This window comes from Gimibacter soli (genome assembly GCF_028463845.1).
Taxonomy (GTDB): domain Bacteria; phylum Pseudomonadota; class Alphaproteobacteria; order Sphingomonadales; family Kordiimonadaceae; genus Gimibacter; species Gimibacter soli.
This window is the reverse complement of record NZ_CP116805.1, coordinates 1,989,263-2,005,561: the sequence shown is the minus strand read 5'-3', so window position 1 is coordinate 2,005,561 and position 16,299 is coordinate 1,989,263. Positions and strand designations below refer to the sequence as shown.

At 62.0% G+C, this 16,299-nt stretch carries 16 protein-coding genes; 8 read left to right on the top strand and 8 right to left on the bottom strand.

What is annotated here, in order from left to right; all coding sequences use genetic code 11:
* The first annotated feature begins 12 nt into the window (after positions 1-12).
* On the top strand, positions 13-438 hold the full coding sequence (locus tag PH603_RS09385) for a hypothetical protein (protein WP_289502142.1): 426 nt from the start codon (positions 13-15) through the stop codon (positions 436-438).
* Positions 428-1,360, top strand: coding sequence for a sterol desaturase family protein (locus PH603_RS09380; RefSeq protein WP_289502141.1), 933 nt, complete (start codon positions 428-430; stop codon positions 1,358-1,360). The genes PH603_RS09385 and PH603_RS09380 overlap by 11 nt, the downstream gene beginning before the upstream one ends.
* A 3-nt stretch (positions 1,361-1,363) precedes the next feature.
* Here PH603_RS09380 and PH603_RS09375 read toward each other — a convergent pair whose 3' ends face one another.
* Positions 1,364-1,540, bottom strand: a complete 177-nt coding sequence (locus PH603_RS09375; protein ID WP_289502139.1) for a hypothetical protein — start codon at positions 1,538-1,540, stop codon at positions 1,364-1,366.
* 192 nt (positions 1,541-1,732) lie between these two features.
* On the opposite strand from PH603_RS09375, the gene PH603_RS09370 reads away from it, so the two are divergent.
* Together PH603_RS09370 and PH603_RS09365 are read left to right on the top strand one after the other, a co-directional pair.
* Positions 1,733-2,914 carry a thiolase family protein gene (locus PH603_RS09370; protein WP_289502137.1) on the top strand — a complete coding sequence of 394 codons (1,182 nt, stop codon included), beginning with the start codon at positions 1,733-1,735 and terminating at the stop codon, positions 2,912-2,914.
* A 13-nt stretch (positions 2,915-2,927) separates the two neighbouring features.
* Entirely contained in the window at positions 2,928-4,061 is a 1,134-nt protein-coding gene (locus tag PH603_RS09365) for an acyl-CoA dehydrogenase family protein (RefSeq protein WP_289502135.1), read from the top strand.
* A gap of 11 nt (positions 4,062-4,072) precedes the next feature.
* Here the strand turns inward: PH603_RS09365 and PH603_RS09360 are convergent, their stop codons facing one another.
* The 3 genes from PH603_RS09360 to ssb form a co-directional block, all read right to left on the bottom strand.
* Entirely contained in the window at positions 4,073-4,912 is an 840-nt protein-coding gene (locus PH603_RS09360) for a patatin-like phospholipase family protein (protein WP_289502132.1), read from the bottom strand.
* A gap of 94 nt (positions 4,913-5,006) precedes the next feature.
* On the bottom strand, positions 5,007-5,426 hold the full coding sequence (locus PH603_RS09355) for a VOC family protein (RefSeq protein WP_289502130.1): 420 nt from the start codon (positions 5,424-5,426) through the stop codon (positions 5,007-5,009).
* Between the two features lie 83 nt (positions 5,427-5,509).
* Positions 5,510-6,031 (bottom strand): single-stranded DNA-binding protein, encoded by a 522-nt coding sequence (gene ssb, locus PH603_RS09350; protein WP_289502127.1) that lies wholly within the window; start codon positions 6,029-6,031, stop codon positions 5,510-5,512.
* A 150-nt stretch (positions 6,032-6,181) separates the two neighbouring features.
* Between ssb and PH603_RS09345 the strand changes: the two genes are divergently transcribed.
* Complete coding sequence (locus PH603_RS09345) at positions 6,182-6,712, top strand: hypothetical protein (protein WP_289502125.1); 531 nt, start codon at positions 6,182-6,184, stop codon at positions 6,710-6,712.
* Here PH603_RS09345 and PH603_RS09340 read toward each other — a convergent pair.
* On the bottom strand, positions 6,703-7,131 hold the full coding sequence (locus PH603_RS09340) for a GFA family protein (protein ID WP_289502123.1): 429 nt from the start codon (positions 7,129-7,131) through the stop codon (positions 6,703-6,705). The genes PH603_RS09345 and PH603_RS09340 overlap by 10 nt on opposite strands.
* Before the next feature lie 128 nt (positions 7,132-7,259).
* Here PH603_RS09340 and uvrA point away from each other — a divergent pair, with 128 nt between their 5' ends.
* Positions 7,260-10,127 carry an excinuclease ABC subunit UvrA gene (uvrA, locus tag PH603_RS09335; RefSeq protein WP_289502121.1) on the top strand — a complete coding sequence of 956 codons (2,868 nt, stop codon included), beginning with the start codon at positions 7,260-7,262 and terminating at the stop codon, positions 10,125-10,127.
* A 132-nt stretch (positions 10,128-10,259) separates the two neighbouring features.
* Complete coding sequence (locus PH603_RS09330) at positions 10,260-11,831, top strand: mucoidy inhibitor MuiA family protein (protein WP_289502119.1); 1,572 nt, start codon at positions 10,260-10,262, stop codon at positions 11,829-11,831.
* On the opposite strand, the gene PH603_RS09325 is transcribed toward PH603_RS09330, so the two are convergent.
* From PH603_RS09325 to PH603_RS09315, 3 genes are read right to left on the bottom strand one after another with little or no spacing between them, the layout of a single operon-like run.
* Positions 11,828-12,370 carry a DUF924 family protein gene (locus PH603_RS09325; RefSeq protein WP_289502117.1) on the bottom strand — a complete coding sequence of 181 codons (543 nt, stop codon included), beginning with the start codon at positions 12,368-12,370 and terminating at the stop codon, positions 11,828-11,830. The genes PH603_RS09330 and PH603_RS09325 overlap by 4 nt on opposite strands.
* Entirely contained in the window at positions 12,367-13,509 is a 1,143-nt protein-coding gene (locus PH603_RS09320; protein WP_289502114.1) for a M28 family peptidase, read from the bottom strand. Before PH603_RS09320 ends, PH603_RS09325 begins: the two co-directional genes overlap by 4 nt.
* Entirely contained in the window at positions 13,496-14,830 is a 1,335-nt protein-coding gene (locus PH603_RS09315; RefSeq protein ID WP_289502112.1) for a flavin monoamine oxidase family protein, read from the bottom strand. Before PH603_RS09315 ends, PH603_RS09320 begins: the two co-directional genes overlap by 14 nt.
* Before the next feature lie 113 nt (positions 14,831-14,943).
* Here PH603_RS09315 and trmFO point away from each other — a divergent pair, with 113 nt between their 5' ends.
* Positions 14,944-16,299 (top strand): methylenetetrahydrofolate--tRNA-(uracil(54)-C(5))-methyltransferase (FADH(2)-oxidizing) TrmFO, encoded by a 1,356-nt coding sequence (trmFO, locus tag PH603_RS09310; protein WP_289502110.1) that lies wholly within the window; start codon positions 14,944-14,946, stop codon positions 16,297-16,299.

Here is a 16,299-nt window from a genome sequence, read left to right as displayed (position 1 = left end):
AACATGCCTACCATGTCACTATTACAGCTTCTTGGCTCTGTCATCGCCGTCTTCATCGTTGCCGCCATCGCGCGCTGGCTGTTCCCTGTCCGCTTCCGGCTGGATGATGCCCATTTGCGCCATGAACTTGATCGGGTTTACCCCGATCTGACGGCTGAGGAAATCCTGATCGACCAGGCGGGCGATGCCGCCCTCCTGCGCCTTTCAGGCGGCATGGGGCTTGTCGCTGTCCGCCGCCTTGGCGACAAAGCCGTGCTGCGCCACTGGGCGCCGGGCACCAAGGTCACGGCAGCACCTGCACCCACCGGCCTCGTGCTCGATACCGACGATTTCACCGAGCCGAAGATCACCCTCGCCCTCGATGCGGAAGGCGTTGCCCGGGCCGAATCATGGCTCGCCCTCCTTGATGCGCCGAATGGACACGCCCATGCCGCTTGATCTGCCTAAGCCGACCGACCTCGCCGTTCCCGGCTTCATCGTCCTGATGCTGGCGGAAATGATTTATGGCCGCATGTCCGGCCGCGCGGTTTATGAAGGCAAGGATACGCTGACCTCTCTTCTGATGGGTACAGGCAGTGTGGTGGCCGGGCTGATCCCGGCTGGCCTCGGCTATGGGGCCGCCTATTATATCTGGAACGAATGGCGCCTTTTCGACCTTGGCTACGCATGGTGGGTCTTTGTTGTCGCCTTCGTTCTCGATGACCTCGCCTATTACTGGGTCCACCGCTTCGGCCACCGGATGCGCTGGATGTGGGCGGCGCACGTCATCCACCATTCAAGCCAGCATTATAATCTCTCGACCGCGCTTCGGCAGACATGGACGGGCAAACTGACGCCCGGGTTCCTGTTTGCCCTGCCGCTCGCCTTCGTGGGTTTCGAGCCCGCAATCATCGCCTTCGTCAGCGGCATCAACCTGATTTATCAGTTCTGGATCCACACCGAAGCCATCGACAAATGCCCGCGCTGGTTTGAGGCCGTGATGAACACGCCGAGCCATCATCGGGTGCACCACGCCACCAACCCCGATTATCTGGATGCCAATTATGCGGGCGTCTTCATCATCTGGGACAAGATGTTCGGCACCTTCATCCCCGAGGACAAGGCGGGCAACCCCTGCCGCTACGGCCTCGTTCACGACCTTGGCACCTTCAACCCCCTGCGGGTCGCGGTTCATGAATGGGTCGGCATCGCGCGAGACATGTGGCACGCCAAGGGCTTGAAAAACAAGCTGATGTTCCTTGTCGGCCCGCCGGGCTGGACGCCCGATGGCAGCCGCATGACAAGCGACATGATCAAGGAAGACTGGAAGCGCCGCCAGGCTGTGAAGGGCACAGAGCCCGCCGATATCGCGGCCGAGTAAGCCTCAGCTGTCGCCTTTCTTGCGGTTTTCGGGCGCGCGGCGATCCAGCAGAAATCCGAGCACGATGGCGATCACGCAGCCGGCCACCGCCTCGATGGTCGGGGCGAACGGCAGCCAGTTGCCGATGATAGCGCCGAGCACAAGGCCCAGAAATCCGAAGAAACCAATCCGCGTCGTCATCGCTGTGCTCCCTTATGAATGCCGGGTTTCTATAGGCCGTGCGCCCCACACCGGTCAACCGCATGTGAATATTTTGCACTTGCGAAATGAACAGGATTTGCGACAGTAGCCGCAACCGGCGGCGCTATCCCCTTCCCCGGGTGTCGCGACACGCCTATGTCCAGAAATCAGAGATATCGCAAGGAGACAAAAATGGCTGAAGACGCAATCGTCATTGTAGGCATGGCCCGCACCCCGATGGGAGGCCTGCTCGGCGACCTTTCCGGCGTATCCTCGCCTGAGCTTGGCGCGACCGCCATCAAGGGCGCGCTTGCCTCTTCCGGTGTCGCTGAAGACGCTATCGACGAAACCATCATGGGCTGCTGCCTCCCCGCCGGGCTCAGCCAGGCGCCTGCCCGCCAGGCCATGCGCCATGCCGGCCTGCCGGACGACACCCACGCCGTCACCATCAACAAGATGTGTGGCTCGGGCATGCAGGCCATGATCCAGGCGCATGACAGCATCAAGGCCGGCACCAACAAGATCGTCGTGGCTGGCGGCATGGAAAGCATGTCGCGCGCGCCGCACCTTCTGCCCACCGCCCGCACCGGCATCAAATACGGCGACGGCACCCTCAAGGATCACATGGCCCTCGACGGCCTGACCGACGCCTACAAGGGCGAGCCCATGGGCAATTTCGCCGAAATGTGCGCCGAGCATTACCAGTTCACCCGCGAAACGCAGGACGCCTATGCCATCGAGTCGCTGAAACGCGCCCAGCGTGCGATTGAAGATGGCAGCTTCGAAGGCGAAGTCGTGCCCGTGACCGTCAAAGGCCGCGGCGGCGACGTTGTGGTTGCTGTTGACGAACAGCCCGGCAAGGCGCGCCTCGACAAGATCCCGAACCTGAAACCCGCCTTCAAGAAAGACGGCACGGTAACCGCGGCCAACGCCAGCTCGATCTCGGATGGTGCGGCCGCCCTTGTGATTATGTCGGCCGGCGAAGCCGCCAGCAAAGGCCTGAAGCCGCTTGCCCGCCTCGTGGCGCACGCCAGCCACAGCCAGGCCCCGGAATGGTTCACCACCGCGCCCGTGAAAGCGATCAAGGACGTGATGGCCAAAGCCGGCTGGACCAAGGACGACGTTGACCTTTACGAGATCAACGAAGCCTTCGCCGTTGTTCCGCTGGCAGTGATGCACGAACTTGGCCTCGATCACGCGAAGGTCAATGTGAATGGCGGCGCCTGTGCGCTTGGCCACCCGATCGGCGCCTCGGGCGCGCGCATCTGTGTGACCCTCATCAACGCCCTGCAGAAACGCGGCCTCAAAAAAGGCATCGCCGGCATCTGCATCGGCGGCGGTGAAGGCACCGCCGTGGCGATCGAACTGGTGTGATCCGGCAACAGCCATGATCCTGACAGAAGAACAGCGCATGGTGCGCGATATGGCGCGGGACTTTTCCCGCGACCGTATCGGGCCGAACAGCCGTGCATGGGAAGCCGCCGGGGCAATCCCCGCCGACATCCTGAAAGAAATGGGTGAACTGGGCCTTCTTGGCATGACCATCCCCGAAGAATGGGGCGGCGCCGAGACGGACTATGTATCCTATGCCCTCGCACTCATGGAAATCGCCGCCGGGGATGGCGGGCTTTCCACACTGATGAGCGTGAACAATGCCCCCGTCTGCGCCGCGGTTTACCAGAATGGCACCGACGCCCAGAAGGAAACTTATCTGAAGCCGCTCGCCCGCGGCGAATGGATCGGCGCCTTCTGCCTGACCGAACCGCAGGCGGGATCTGACGCCTCGATGCTCAAAACCCGGGCCGAGCGCACCAACAGCGGCTGGAAACTGAACGGCACCAAACAGTTCATCACGTCGGGCCGGATCGCCAAGGCAGCGATCATTTTCGCGGTGACCGACCCTGCAGCCGGCAAGAAGGGCATCTCAGCTTTCCTCGTGCCGACCGACACGCCGGGCTTCACGGTGGCGTCCGTCGAACACAAGCTTGGCCAGAAGGCGTCCGACACCTGCTCGCTGGTGTTCGAGGATATGGAAGTGCCCGCTGATTGCCTGCTCGGTAAGGAAGGTGACGGCTACAAGGTCGCACTCGCCAACCTTGAAACCGGCCGTATCGGCATCGCCGCCCAATCGGTCGGCATGGCGCGTGCCGCGTTCGACTATGCCCTTGCCTACGCCAAGGAACGTGAGGCCTTCGGCACACAGATCTTCAACCATCAGGCCGTTGGCTTCCGCCTTGCCGATATGGCAACTGACCTTGAAGCCGCTGAACTGCTGGTACTGAACGCTGCTGCCAAAAAGGATGCTGGCGAGCCCTGCCTCAAGGAAGCCTGCATGGCCAAGCTTTTTGCGTCGGAAGCCGCTGAGCGCATCTGCTCTGCCGCGATCCAGACGCTCGGTGGATACGGGTATCTCGCTGACTATCCGGTCGAGAAAATCTACCGTGATGTGCGGGTCTGCCAGATTTACGAAGGCACGTCCGATATCCAGCGGATCGTGATCCAGCGCGAACTGGCGCGCTGATCCCTTTTCTTTTAACCGGCGCTCTCCATCGCGGGCGCCGGTTCCCTCTCCAGAAGATCGAGGATTTCAGGGATCGCCTGTTGCCCCGCTTGTCGCCCGAGCGCGATCAGCTCATCCGCCTTCGTGAAATCCGCCACATCGACATGGCCGATCTTGGGTGTGATCACCACATCGGCGCCTTCGTGGGCCATCCGCACGCGGCCAAGCGTCCGCATCGTCATGAAAAGGGCAGCCCGCGCCATCTTCAAGGGGCCGGGCATCTTAGTGCCAATCCCCTTGGCCTCCAGCCCCATGCGCTGCGCCCGCCCGATATAATCGCCTTGCAGATCAATCGCCACAACATGGGCCGCGCCCAGCGACCGCGTCACTGCCACCGGCACGGGGTCAACCATGCCGCCATCGGCAAGGAGCATGCGGCTTGTTTGCACTGGCGGGAACACGCCGGGAATGGCCGATGATGCCCTGAGCGCCATCACAAGATCACCGCCATCGAGGATGACCCGGTCGCCGCTGATCATGTCAGCCGCCACCGCCGCATATGGAACTGGCAGGTCCTCGATCAGGACACTGCCGAAATGACGGCGCAGTTCCTGTTCGATCTTGTTGGTGCCGATAAGCCCGCCGGAGCGGAAGGAAAATTCGCCCATCCTGAGCATGGTGCGGAAGGAAAGCGACCGGGCGGTTTCCTCCACAAGGTCAAGCCGGTCGAGTGCCACACCCGCACCGACGATGGCGCCGATCGAGGTGCCGGCAACGGCGCTGATGGGGATATTCTCGTCCTGAAGGGCGCGGATGACACCGATATGGGCCCAGCCGAGCCCGGCGCCGCCGCCTAATGCCAATCCGATCATGCCGTCGTTTCCTCGCTGTCTATGACTTTTGGGCCGGTTGGTCTCCCTGACATGGGAGCCGCAATCCGCCACTACAAGTCATCCTGCACGAAATTCAGGCGAAAGCTGGGCCTTTCAGCTCCACCGAATTGCCTTCCGGGTCATCGAGATAGATCGAAGGCCCCTCGCCCAAAGCCCCGTAGCGCGTGACAATTTCAAGGCTTGAGACCTCGTGGCGCGCCAGATGGGCGAGGATCGCCTCCCCGTCCCATGGTGTCACCTGAAGGCAGAAATGATCCATGTTCGGCGCGTCCCGGCGCGGGGCATCGAACCGCTGGCCAAGGGTGCCATCCACGCTGACGATATCGATAAGCGACGCCCCGGCACGGAGCTGCCAGAGCCCGATCTTTTCCTGCACCTTTTCCAGCCGGCAGCCGAGCACATCGCAGTAAAAAGCAATCAGCCGCGGCGCATCCTCGGCGCGCAGCACCACATGGTCGATCATTGCAAGATTGATGGGGTTGGTATCGGTCATCCTTCAACCCTATCAGCTGGAAATGAAAAGAAAAGGGCAGCCCCATATGGCGCCGCCCTTTGTGATGGATATTTGATCCGCGATCAGAACGGGATTTCGTCGTCGAGGTCCGAGCCGCCGCCGAAGCCGCCTTGCTGGCCGCCACGACCACCGCCGCCGCCCGAACGGCCACCGCCGCCGTTGCCACCGCCATAGCCGCCCGACTGGTCGCCGTAATCGCCGCCACCGAAGTCGCCGCCGCCACCGCCATCACCGCGGCCACCGAGCATCGTCAGTTCACCGCGATAGCGCTGCAGGACGATTTCGGTCGAATATTTTTCCTGGCCCGACTGGTCGGTCCATTTGCGGGTCTGAAGCTGGCCCTCGATATAAACGGTCGAGCCTTTCTTCAGATATTGCTGGGCCACCTTGGCAAGCTGATCGTTGAAGATCACCACACGGTGCCACTCGGTCTTTTCCCGGCGTTCGCCCGTGTTCTTGTCGCGCCACGATTCGCTCGTTGCGATACTCAAATTCACCACCGGCGAGCCATCCTGCATGTTGCGCACTTCCGGGTCGCGCCCGAGATTGCCGACGAGAATGACTTTGTTGACGCTACCGGCCATAAGAGCCCCCTGATATCTAGAGTGTATGTTTATGTCGGCGGACTTTAGACAAGTCGCCGCCTGAATCCAAGCGCCGCCGCAACGAAAGTTGCGCTGCCTGCCCTGCCCGCGCCTGTTACCATGGCACCATCCAAGGGAGGGAGGCCTATCATGCGCACCATCTGTCTTGCCCCGGCGATTGCCCTGTTCGCGCTCAGCGCGCCCGCAACGGCCCAGTCAGCCTATTCCTGCGCCGACACACCCGGCTTTCACGACTTCGATTTCTGGCTCGGCAACTGGTCGGTCACTGACCGCGCCACCGGCAAACATGCCGGCGAAAACCGTATCGAGGCCATCGAGGCCCATTGTGCCCTTGTCGAAACCTGGGCCGGCAATGGCGGCTCCACCGGCATGAGCCTCAATCTCTATAACCCTGTCACTGCCAGATGGCGGCAGGTCTGGGTATCGGCCGGTGGTTATTCCATCGATATCGAAGGCCGCCTCAAGGACGGTGCCATGGTCCTTGAAGGCAGTATCTTCTATTATGGCCAACCGGCTGCCATCCCCTTCCGGGGCACATGGAGCGCCGAGGCCGACGGCAGCGTGCGCCAGTATTTCCAACAATATGACGCCAAAACGTCCACCTGGAACGACTGGTTCGATGGGCGCTACGAACGGGTGAAGGCCGTGCCTCAGCCCTGATTACCATCCATCGCCTGCACCGTGCCGTCCGCATCAAACTGCAAGGCACCCGCCACTGGCGCCATCCAGGGGAAACGGGTGCGGGTGTAAATCTCGTACTGCACCGGGATATCGGCAGGCTGATCAAGCGTTGGCGTTGAAACCCCCACGCTTTCGGCGCCGTCCAGTGCCTCCCATGTCAGCGGTGTGCCGCACTTTTCGCAGAAACGACGCACGGCTATGTCGCTCGCATGGGCTTCGCCCTTCGGCATTGCAACCCAGTTGAACCGGCCGCGCACAACGCTCGTAAAAGTCATGAAAGGGGCGCCGGCATTCTTCTGGCAATCGCGGCAATGGCAATTGCCGGTGCGGGCACCCTCCACATCAATCTCGTAGCGCGCCGCCCCGCACAGGCAGCCGCCTTCTCGCCAATCGCTCATGTTTTGCTCCTCGCTTATTTGTTCTTTATTTGTTCCCAGCCGCACGCTAATGTCAAGGCGCTTGACAGCGAGGCTGGTGACAGCCACTTGATGAAACCAAGAAACTCCCCGAACAAGGCCGTTCTTCGATGCTGACCCAAATTTCCGTCCGCGGTGCGCGTGAACACAATCTGAAATCCGTCGATGTGGATATCCCGCGCGACAAACTGGTGGTGATCACCGGCCTTTCAGGCTCCGGCAAGTCCTCGCTGGCGTTCGATACAATCTATGCCGAAGGCCAGCGCCGCTATGTGGAAAGCCTGTCGGCCTATGCCCGCCAGTTTCTGGAACTGATGCAGAAGCCGGATGTGGACCATATCGAGGGCCTGTCGCCGGCGATTTCCATCGAGCAGAAAACAACGAGCAAGAACCCGCGCTCGACCGTCGGCACGGTGACCGAGATTTACGACTATATGCGCCTTCTGTGGGCGCGCGTCGGCATCCCTTATTCACCCGCCACCGGGCTCCCTATCGAAAGCCAGACGGTGAGCCAGATGGTGGACCGCATCATCGCGCTGGGTGATGGCGCCCGGCTTTACCTCCTTGCCCCCATCGCGCGCGGCCGCAAGGGCGAGTTCAAGAAGGAACTGGCCGAGCTGCAGAAGCGCGGCTTTCAGCGCGTGAAGATCGACGGCGAGTTTTACCTCATCGAGGAAGCCCCGGCGCTCGACAAGAAGATCAAGCACGAGATCGAAGTGGTGGTGGACCGCCTTGTGATCAAGGAAGGCCTCGCCCAGCGCTTGGCAGACAGCGTGGAAACCGCGCTCGAGCTTTCTGATGGCCTGATCATCGTGGAGATGGCCGACAAGCCGGCTGACGGCGAAGCGCCAGCCCGCCACCTGATGTCCGCCAAGTTCGCGTGCCCGGTTTCCGGCTTCACGATTGAAGAGATCGAGCCCCGGCTTTTCTCCTTCAACAACCCTTATGGCGCCTGCCCCACCTGCGACGGGCTTGGCAACCAGCTCTATTTCGATCCCGACCTTGTGGTGCCCGATCACACCAAGTCGCTCATCGATGGTGCCATCGCCGCCTGGTCGAACAAGCTGCAGAACCCGTCACCCTTCTATTTTCAGGCACTGGAGGCCGTGGCGCACCATCATGGCTGCGACACCCGCACGCCCTGGAGCAAGCTGCCCGAGAAGGCGCAGAAGGCGATCCTTTATGGCACCGGTAACGAGGCCATCACCATTGTCTATGCCGACGGCAAGCGGCGGTTTGAAACCCGCAAGCCGTTTGAAGGCGTGATCACCAATATCGAGCGGCGCTGGCGCGAAACCGACAGCAACTGGATGCGCGAGGAACTTTCCCGCTATCAGGCCGCCACCACCTGTTCGGCCTGCAACGGCGCCCGCCTGAAGCCCGAAGCGTTGGCCGTGAAGGTGGGCACCAGCCCCATCAGTGAAATCTCCAGCCTGTCGGTGAAAGCCGCGCACGACTGGTTCACCGCGCTGCCCGATCAACTGACCGACAAGCAGCAACAGATTGCCGCCAAGGTACTGAAGGAAATTCAGGACCGGCTCGGTTTTCTTGTTAATGTCGGACTTTCATATCTTACACTAAGCCGTTCATCCGGAACGCTTTCTGGCGGCGAAAGCCAGCGTATTCGCCTTGCCAGCCAGATCGGCTCCGGCCTCACAGGCGTGCTTTATGTGCTCGACGAGCCCTCCATCGGCCTGCATCAGCGCGACAACGACCGGCTGCTGGAAACGCTCAAGAACCTGCGTGATATCGGCAATACCGTGTTGGTGGTGGAGCATGACGAGGACGCCATTCGTGTGGCCGACTATGTGATCGACATGGGACCGGGTGCCGGCGAGCATGGCGGTACGATTGTCGCCGAAGGCACCCCTGCCGAGGTGATGGCCAACCCAAAAAGCATGACCGGCCAGTATCTGACCGGCGCCCGCAGCGTGCCCATCCCGGCCATGCGCCGCACCGGCCACAAGGGCAAGAAGCTGACGATCAAGGGGGCCACCGCCAACAACCTGAAAGGTGCGACCGCCTCGATCCCGCTCGGCACCCTCACCTGCGTCACTGGCGTGTCGGGCTCCGGCAAATCCACCTTCACGATCGAGACGCTTTACAAGGCCGTCGCCAAGCATCTGAACGGTGCCCGCGAAGTGCCGGGCGCGCATGATGCCATCGAAGGCCTGCAGCATCTCGACAAGATCGTGGACATCGACCAGAGCCCCATCGGCCGCACGCCGCGTTCCAACCCCGCCACCTATACCGGCGCCTTCACGCCGATCCGCGACTGGTTTGCGGGCCTGCCTGAAGCGCAGGCGCGGGGCTACAAGCCGGGCCGCTTCTCCTTCAACGTGAAGGGCGGGCGCTGTGAGGCCTGTCAGGGCGACGGCATGCTGAAGATCGAGATGCATTTCCTGCCGGATGTCTATGTGGAATGCGACCAGTGCAAGGGCAAGCGTTACAACCGCGAAACACTGGAAGTTCGCTTTAAAGACAAATCGATATCAGGCGTTCTTGATATGACGGTTGAAGACGGCGTCGAGCTGTTCAAGGCCGTGCCCGCTATCCGTACCAAGCTTGAAATGCTCGAAAAAGTCGGCCTCGGCTATATCCGCGTTGGCCAGCAGGCCACCACGCTTTCGGGCGGCGAAGCCCAGCGCGTGAAGCTCGCCAAGGAGCTTTCCAAACGCTCCACCGGCAAGACGCTTTATATTCTGGACGAGCCGACCACCGGCCTGCATTTCGAGGATGTGAGGAAGCTTCTGGAAGTCCTGCAGGCGCTCGTTGATCAGGGCAATACGGTTGTGGTGATTGAACACAATCTCGAGGTCATCAAGACCGCCGACTGGATCATCGACCTTGGCCCCGAGGGCGGCGATGGCGGCGGCGAGATTGTGGCCGTGGGCACGCCCGAGGAAGTGGCCGACAATCCGCGCAGCTATACCGGCCAGTATCTGGCCCCGGTTCTCGCCCGTGTGGCGGCAGAATAGCGACATCGCGCCAGGCAGGAGCCCTGCTCCTTCCTGACTGGCGCATTCATCACAGGGTCATCTTTTGCGCCTCATGGTTGCCTTGATTGCCGGGCACTGTTGCCCACAAAGGATTTCATGATGGAGGAAATTATGTCCCGTTCCTTTGCCACCCTTCTCGCCGCCACGGTGCTGACCGCCCCCGCCTTTGCCGATACGGCCTCGACACGGCTCGATCATGCTACCGTTTATGTTTACGGCGGGGTGGATGCCACACGGGTCGGGTCCGTGAACGTCCCGGCTGGCGACCATGAAATCGTGATCCGTGATCTGCCGGCGCGCCTCGCCGAAAACCCTGCCTTCGTCCGCGCCACCCTTGGCCGCGACGTGGTGCTGACCGACCTGCGCGTGCGCACAGCCGATGAAACCGACAATCCCAACCCGCGCCTCAAAACACTTGAAGACCAGATCGACGCCCTGCAGGCCGAAATCGACGGCCATAACGACACGATCCGCGGCATCGATATCCAGCTTGGCCTTCTTGGCAACACAGGCGGCCTTGCCGGTGACCCCAAAGGCTGGGGCGCTGCGCTCAAGTTCGCAGGCGAACAGACCGAAACCCTGATCGCTGCCCGCCGCATGGAAGAGAAAGCCATCGACGGCATCATGCCCGCCATGAATGCCCTGCAGGCCGAGCTTAACCGCGCCGGTGGCCAGGTCCGACGGTCCGCCGAGGTGATCCTCAGCGTCCACTCGCCGAAAGCCGTCACGGCGCCGCTATCGCTCAGCTATTTCCTCAACGAGGCAAGCTGGCGCCCGAAGGTTGAAAGCTATCTCGACAGCGCAACGGGCAAAGTGGCAATCCATTATGTGGGCGAGATTTCACAGTCAACCGGGGAAGACTGGCAAGGCGTGAAGGTTGATCTCGCCGTTCACCGCCCGTCCGGCTATTTTGGCAATGCCGACCTCAGCCCGTCCTATGTCGGCCTTGAGGTGCCCCGCCCCACGGCCACCTTTGCCATGGCAGCGCCGATGCAGGCCGAATCCGCCCGCATGAGAAAAGGCCAGATGGCCGATGTTGCTGACCTGCAGATGACCGCCTTTGACCGCCGCTATGCGCTGAAGGATGCCCTCTCCCTGCCCTCTGGCGGCGATGAGCAGCGCTTTGACCTTGAGGTCGTGGACGAAAAGGCCGAATTCGTGGTGCGCGCCATCCCGTCGCAAAATCCCACCGCCTTCGTCTTTGCGGACCTGACCTGGAGCGGCAAGACGACGCTTAACAATGTCACCGCGCGCCTTATCCGCGATGGCAATTTCGTGGGCGAAGGCCAGTGGCCAAATCTTGTGCCGGACGAAAAGGTTGAACTCCCTTACGGCGAAGACCCGCTCGTCACCGTGGAATATGTCCGCGAAGCCGAGAAAGACAAGGAAGGCGGCTTATTCCGGGGTAAATCGGGCGATGAAAGCCGTCACCTGATCAATGTGAAAAACAATCACGACCGCCCGACGACCGTCGAGATCATCGACCGCGTGCCGGTATCCACCCACGAGGATGTGAAAGTGGAAATCGCCAAGGATGCCACCCCCGCCACCTCGAAAGGCGGCGAGGATGAGCCCGGCATCCTGAAATGGAAGAAAACCCTGCAGCCCGGCGAAAGCTGGACGATCCGCCACGGCTACCGGATCAGCTATCCGGACGGCAAGCAGATCTCGCGCAGTTATTAAAAGCTGCTGCCGGGTTCCTTCAGGAAGGCAGTCTCCTCGGGCGTGCTGGCGCGCCCGAGGATCGCATTGCGGTGCGGATAGCGCCCGAACCTGTCGATGATCGCCTTGTGGCGATGCTCGAAATCCAGATTATTCTCAAGCCCCGGCTGATCGAACAGCAGCACCGCCTGCGCATGCACCGCCGGGCTTTCGCTGTGCATGAAGGGCATGAGGAGAAACGCCTTCTCCTCCGCCGTCAGCCGCCCATAGCCCGGCGCCTTGATGGCCTCTTGTGAGAGCACCAGCGCCACGGTATCTGCCACAAAGGCCCGGGCGCTATCGCGGAACATATTCCGCGGAAACTGATCAAGCACGATGATTTCGGCGAGCCGCCCGCGGATGCTGCTGCGCCAGACCGACAGTTCCCCCGCCACTGCCGCCTCGTAAAGGTCAAGGAAACGCCGCCGGACCAGATCGTCAAATGCCTTCGATTTCTGCCACCAGTCCTTCGGACTGCATTCGGTGAACCAGAAATAGAGGATATCGTCGGGGCGGATCATGGGGTCTCTCCTGTTGTTGCCAACACATCGCGGGCGATGGCCTCGGCGAAGGCGGCGGCCTTCGCGATCTTGTCTGTCGATACATGTTCCGGCCGGTCATCGGGCGTATGGATACGGGGCATCAGGCCCTCCCCGTCATAAGCCGCGAGTGTGACAGACGCCACCCCGCCCCGGTTGAACCAGACGCTGTCAAAGTCCCCCACATGATGGCTGGCAGGGCCGATACCGATGGACGCACCAAGCTTTGCAGCCGTTGCCGTCAGGGCATTGCCATAAGCCTGCTTTGTGAAGCCCGCTGTTTCGGTGACAAAGGCAAGCTCCCCGACCCCCACGGTATCCACATTGATCAGATAGGTCTCCCGCGCCATCAGGGCATCCCTGTGCGTTTGCCAATAAGCCTGCGCGCCGAGCATCCCGGCTTCTTCCGCGCTCGTCACCACCAGCCGCACTTCGGTGTCGGCTGGCATATCCCGCCACAGGCGCCGCGCTGCAGCGGCCACGGCCACCACGCCCGAAAGATTGTCGCTCGCACCCGGCACATAGCCAAAACGCCAGAAATCGATGGATGTCATGATGGCAGTGACGAGAAGCGCCAGCGTCAGCCCGGCCTTGATCCAGATGGGCAAACCGCCGCCGATGAAGCATGCAAGGGCCGCTACGCCAATGATGGCGGTGCCAAGCCACACCGACTGTTTGAAATGCGGGACCTGATTGGCCCGGTAAGCGAAGGAAGCCGGTGCGCTGTCCAGATGCGCCATGAGAATGAGGAGCCGCCGGCCTGTACCCTTGGAGGCCACCAGATTGGCCGTCACCCGGCTCGAGCTGATCCAGGCGAGCGGCGAGCGGCGCCAGTCGAAGAACAACAGGTGCGAGGCAAAGAGGCCAAGTCCCGCCAGCCCCACCCAGAGGGGCGCAAACGGCGCCACCCACAGGCACAGCGCCAGCCCGCCGGCAATCGCCCATACCATATTCAGGTAGGACGCGGGCGCCATGAAGCCTTCCTCGGTGATATCGAGGTCCGGCTCGTCCATCAGCGCGGCCATCAGGCTTTCGCGTGCTTCCATTTCTTCTTCGGTGCCGACACCCCGGTGCGGCCATTCGGAAAGGCGGGCGAAAAGATCAGCCTCAATCGAGGGCATCGATCACCTCCGCCACCACACGGTCGGCGGACCGTACCGCCCCTTCCATATAGCCCGAGAACTGCACTGCCGTTTCCGTGCCCGCGAAATGCACGCGGCCCTCGGGGCGGCGGAGTACGTCACCGAACTGCGTCCATACCCCCGGTGCGAAATGGGCGCTGTAGCAGCCCCGCGCCCACGGATCGGCAGCCCAGACCTTCTGTTCGAAATGGATCATGTCGGCAGCTTCCGGCCCGAAGTAGCGAACGGCGCAGTCGCGGAAGGCGGCTTGCCGCTCGGCGTCCGTACGTTCCGACCATTCAATCGCAGCTTCGCCTTCGAAGAAGCCGGTCAGCACGCCGGTTTTGCCGTCAGCGGCGCTATTATCAAACATGATTTTCACCGGCCCCTCGTTGGAGACTACCTGACCCGAAAGCCCACGCCCCCGCCAGAAAGGCGAGGCATAGACAGCCTGCCCCTTGATCACACTGCCCATCGGCATGCGCTGCAGAAGCTGCGCGCGCTTTGGCGACAGGATCGGCTGGAAATCGATCGTCGGGATCAGCGCGGGTGGCACAGCCATCACCAGCCGCTTGGCGAGGAACAATTCCTTGCCAGCGGTGACCGCCACACCATCCTTCGTGGCCTGCACCCGGCGCACCGGCAAGCCAAGCCGCAAGACACCCGGCGGCAAGGCAGTGGCAAGCGCCTTGGCCACCGCCTGCGTGCCGCCCTCAAAGCGCGTCTCCTGCGCCCCGCCGGTGGATTTCGACAGCCATTCACTGCCACCCGACGAATGCGTGTAATAAAGCGCGTGCAGGAGGCTCACATTCTTCGGCTCGGTCGCAAACACGGCGTTCGTGTAGGCCGTGAACAGCGCATGGGCCTTCTTGCCGACCGTGTGCCGCCTGATCCAGCTTTCGAAGGTCTCATGGTCCCACTGGGACTGTTCCCACGGCTTGGCGAGATCAACCTTGCGGGCCATCCAGTCGAGCTTCAGCTGGGCCAGCGCGAAATTGACAAGGGCGAAGGGATTGATGCGCGGGATCAGGCCCCGGTAACTATGCTGGCGGCCATTCCAGTTGAAGATGATGCCGCCGTCTGTGTAGGTCTTGAAGGTACCGACACCCAGCTCGCCCGCCAGCGCTTGCATGCGGGTGTGTTTCGAGCCGATCCACTGCGCGCCGACATCAAGCCATGTACCGCCCGGCCCGGCGCGCGAGTCGGTGCGGCCACCCACCCGGTCCTGCGCCTCGATCAGTGTTACCGACTTGCCCGCCGCCAGCAGCTGGCGGGCTGTGGCGAGGCCGGCAAGTCCGGCTCCTACAACGATAACATCCATACTTTCCCCCTGACGCTGGTGGCTGCCATCCCGTCATCCCCTTTTTCTCTTAACGAAGCGCCCGCATATCTGTAAACAGGCGACCGAAATCGAACGGATAAAAGGCACATTCCATGACAGACAGCATGAAACCGGTCCATATCATCGGCGGCGGGCTCGCGGGCTCCGAAGCCGCATGGCAGGTCGCCTCGCGCGGGGTGCCGGTGGTGCTGCATGAAATGCGCCCTGTCCGCAAAACCGACGCCCACGAAACCGAAGGCTTTGCCGAGCTTGTCTGCTCCAACAGCTTCCGCTCGGACGATGCCGAGAATAACGCAGTTGGCCTTTTGCACGCCGAAATGCGCAAGATGAATTCGATCATCATGAAAGCGGCGGACAAGCACAAGGTGCCGGCGGGATCAGCCCTCGCCGTGGACCGCAACGCCTTCTCCGATGAAGTGACGGCGATCCTGTCGTCCCATCCCCTGATCACCATCGAGCGCGGCGAAGTGGACGGCCTGCCGCCCGCCGAGTGGGACAATGTGATTGTGGCCACCGGCCCGCTCACCTCCCCGGCGCTTTCGGAAGCCGTGCTGAAGCTGACAGGCGAGGACAGCCTCGCCTTCTTCGATGCCATCGCGCCGATTGTTTACAAGGAAAGCATCGATTTCTCGAAAGCCTGGTACCAGAGCCGCTATGACAAGGGCGACGGCGCCGATTACATCAACCTGCCGATGAGCCGCGAACAGTATCAGGCCTTCGTGCAGGCACTGCTGGATGGCGACAAGACCGATTTCAAGGAATGGGAGAAAGACACCCCCTATTTCGAAGGCTGCATGCCGATCGAGGTGATGGCGGAACGTGGCCCCCAGACGCTGAAGTTCGGCCCCATGAAGCCTGTGGGCCTCAAGAACCCGCATTCTGACGACTGGCTCGAAGCTGTCGTGCAGCTGCGGCAGGATAACAAGCTCGGCACGCTCTACAATATGGTCGGTTTCCAGACGAAACTGAAATACGGCGAGCAGACCCGCATCTTCCGCACCATTCCGGGGCTGGAGAATGCCGAGTTCGCCCGCCTTGGCGGCCTGCACCGCAACACCTTCATCAACAGCCCGAAGGTGCTGGATGGCCGCCTGCGCCTGAAGGCCGATCCGCGCCTGCGGTTCGCGGGGCAAGTCACCGGCGTTGAAGGCTATGTGGAAAGTGCGGCCGTCGGCCTGATCGCCGGCCTTTTCGCGGCAGCTGACCGGTTGGGCCACGAGCCTGCCATTCCGCCCGCGACCACCGCGTTCGGCGCGCTCATTGGCCATATCACCGGCGGGGCGGACGAAAAGACCTTCCAGCCGATGAATGTGAACTTCGGCCTGATGCCGCCGCCGGAAGGCCGGGTGCGCAAGAACGAACGCAAACAGGCGATCACCCGCCGGGCGAACGCCGATATCGATCAGTGGATTGCGGAGCTCGGCGGCCTTTCGGTCGCCGCCGAGTAA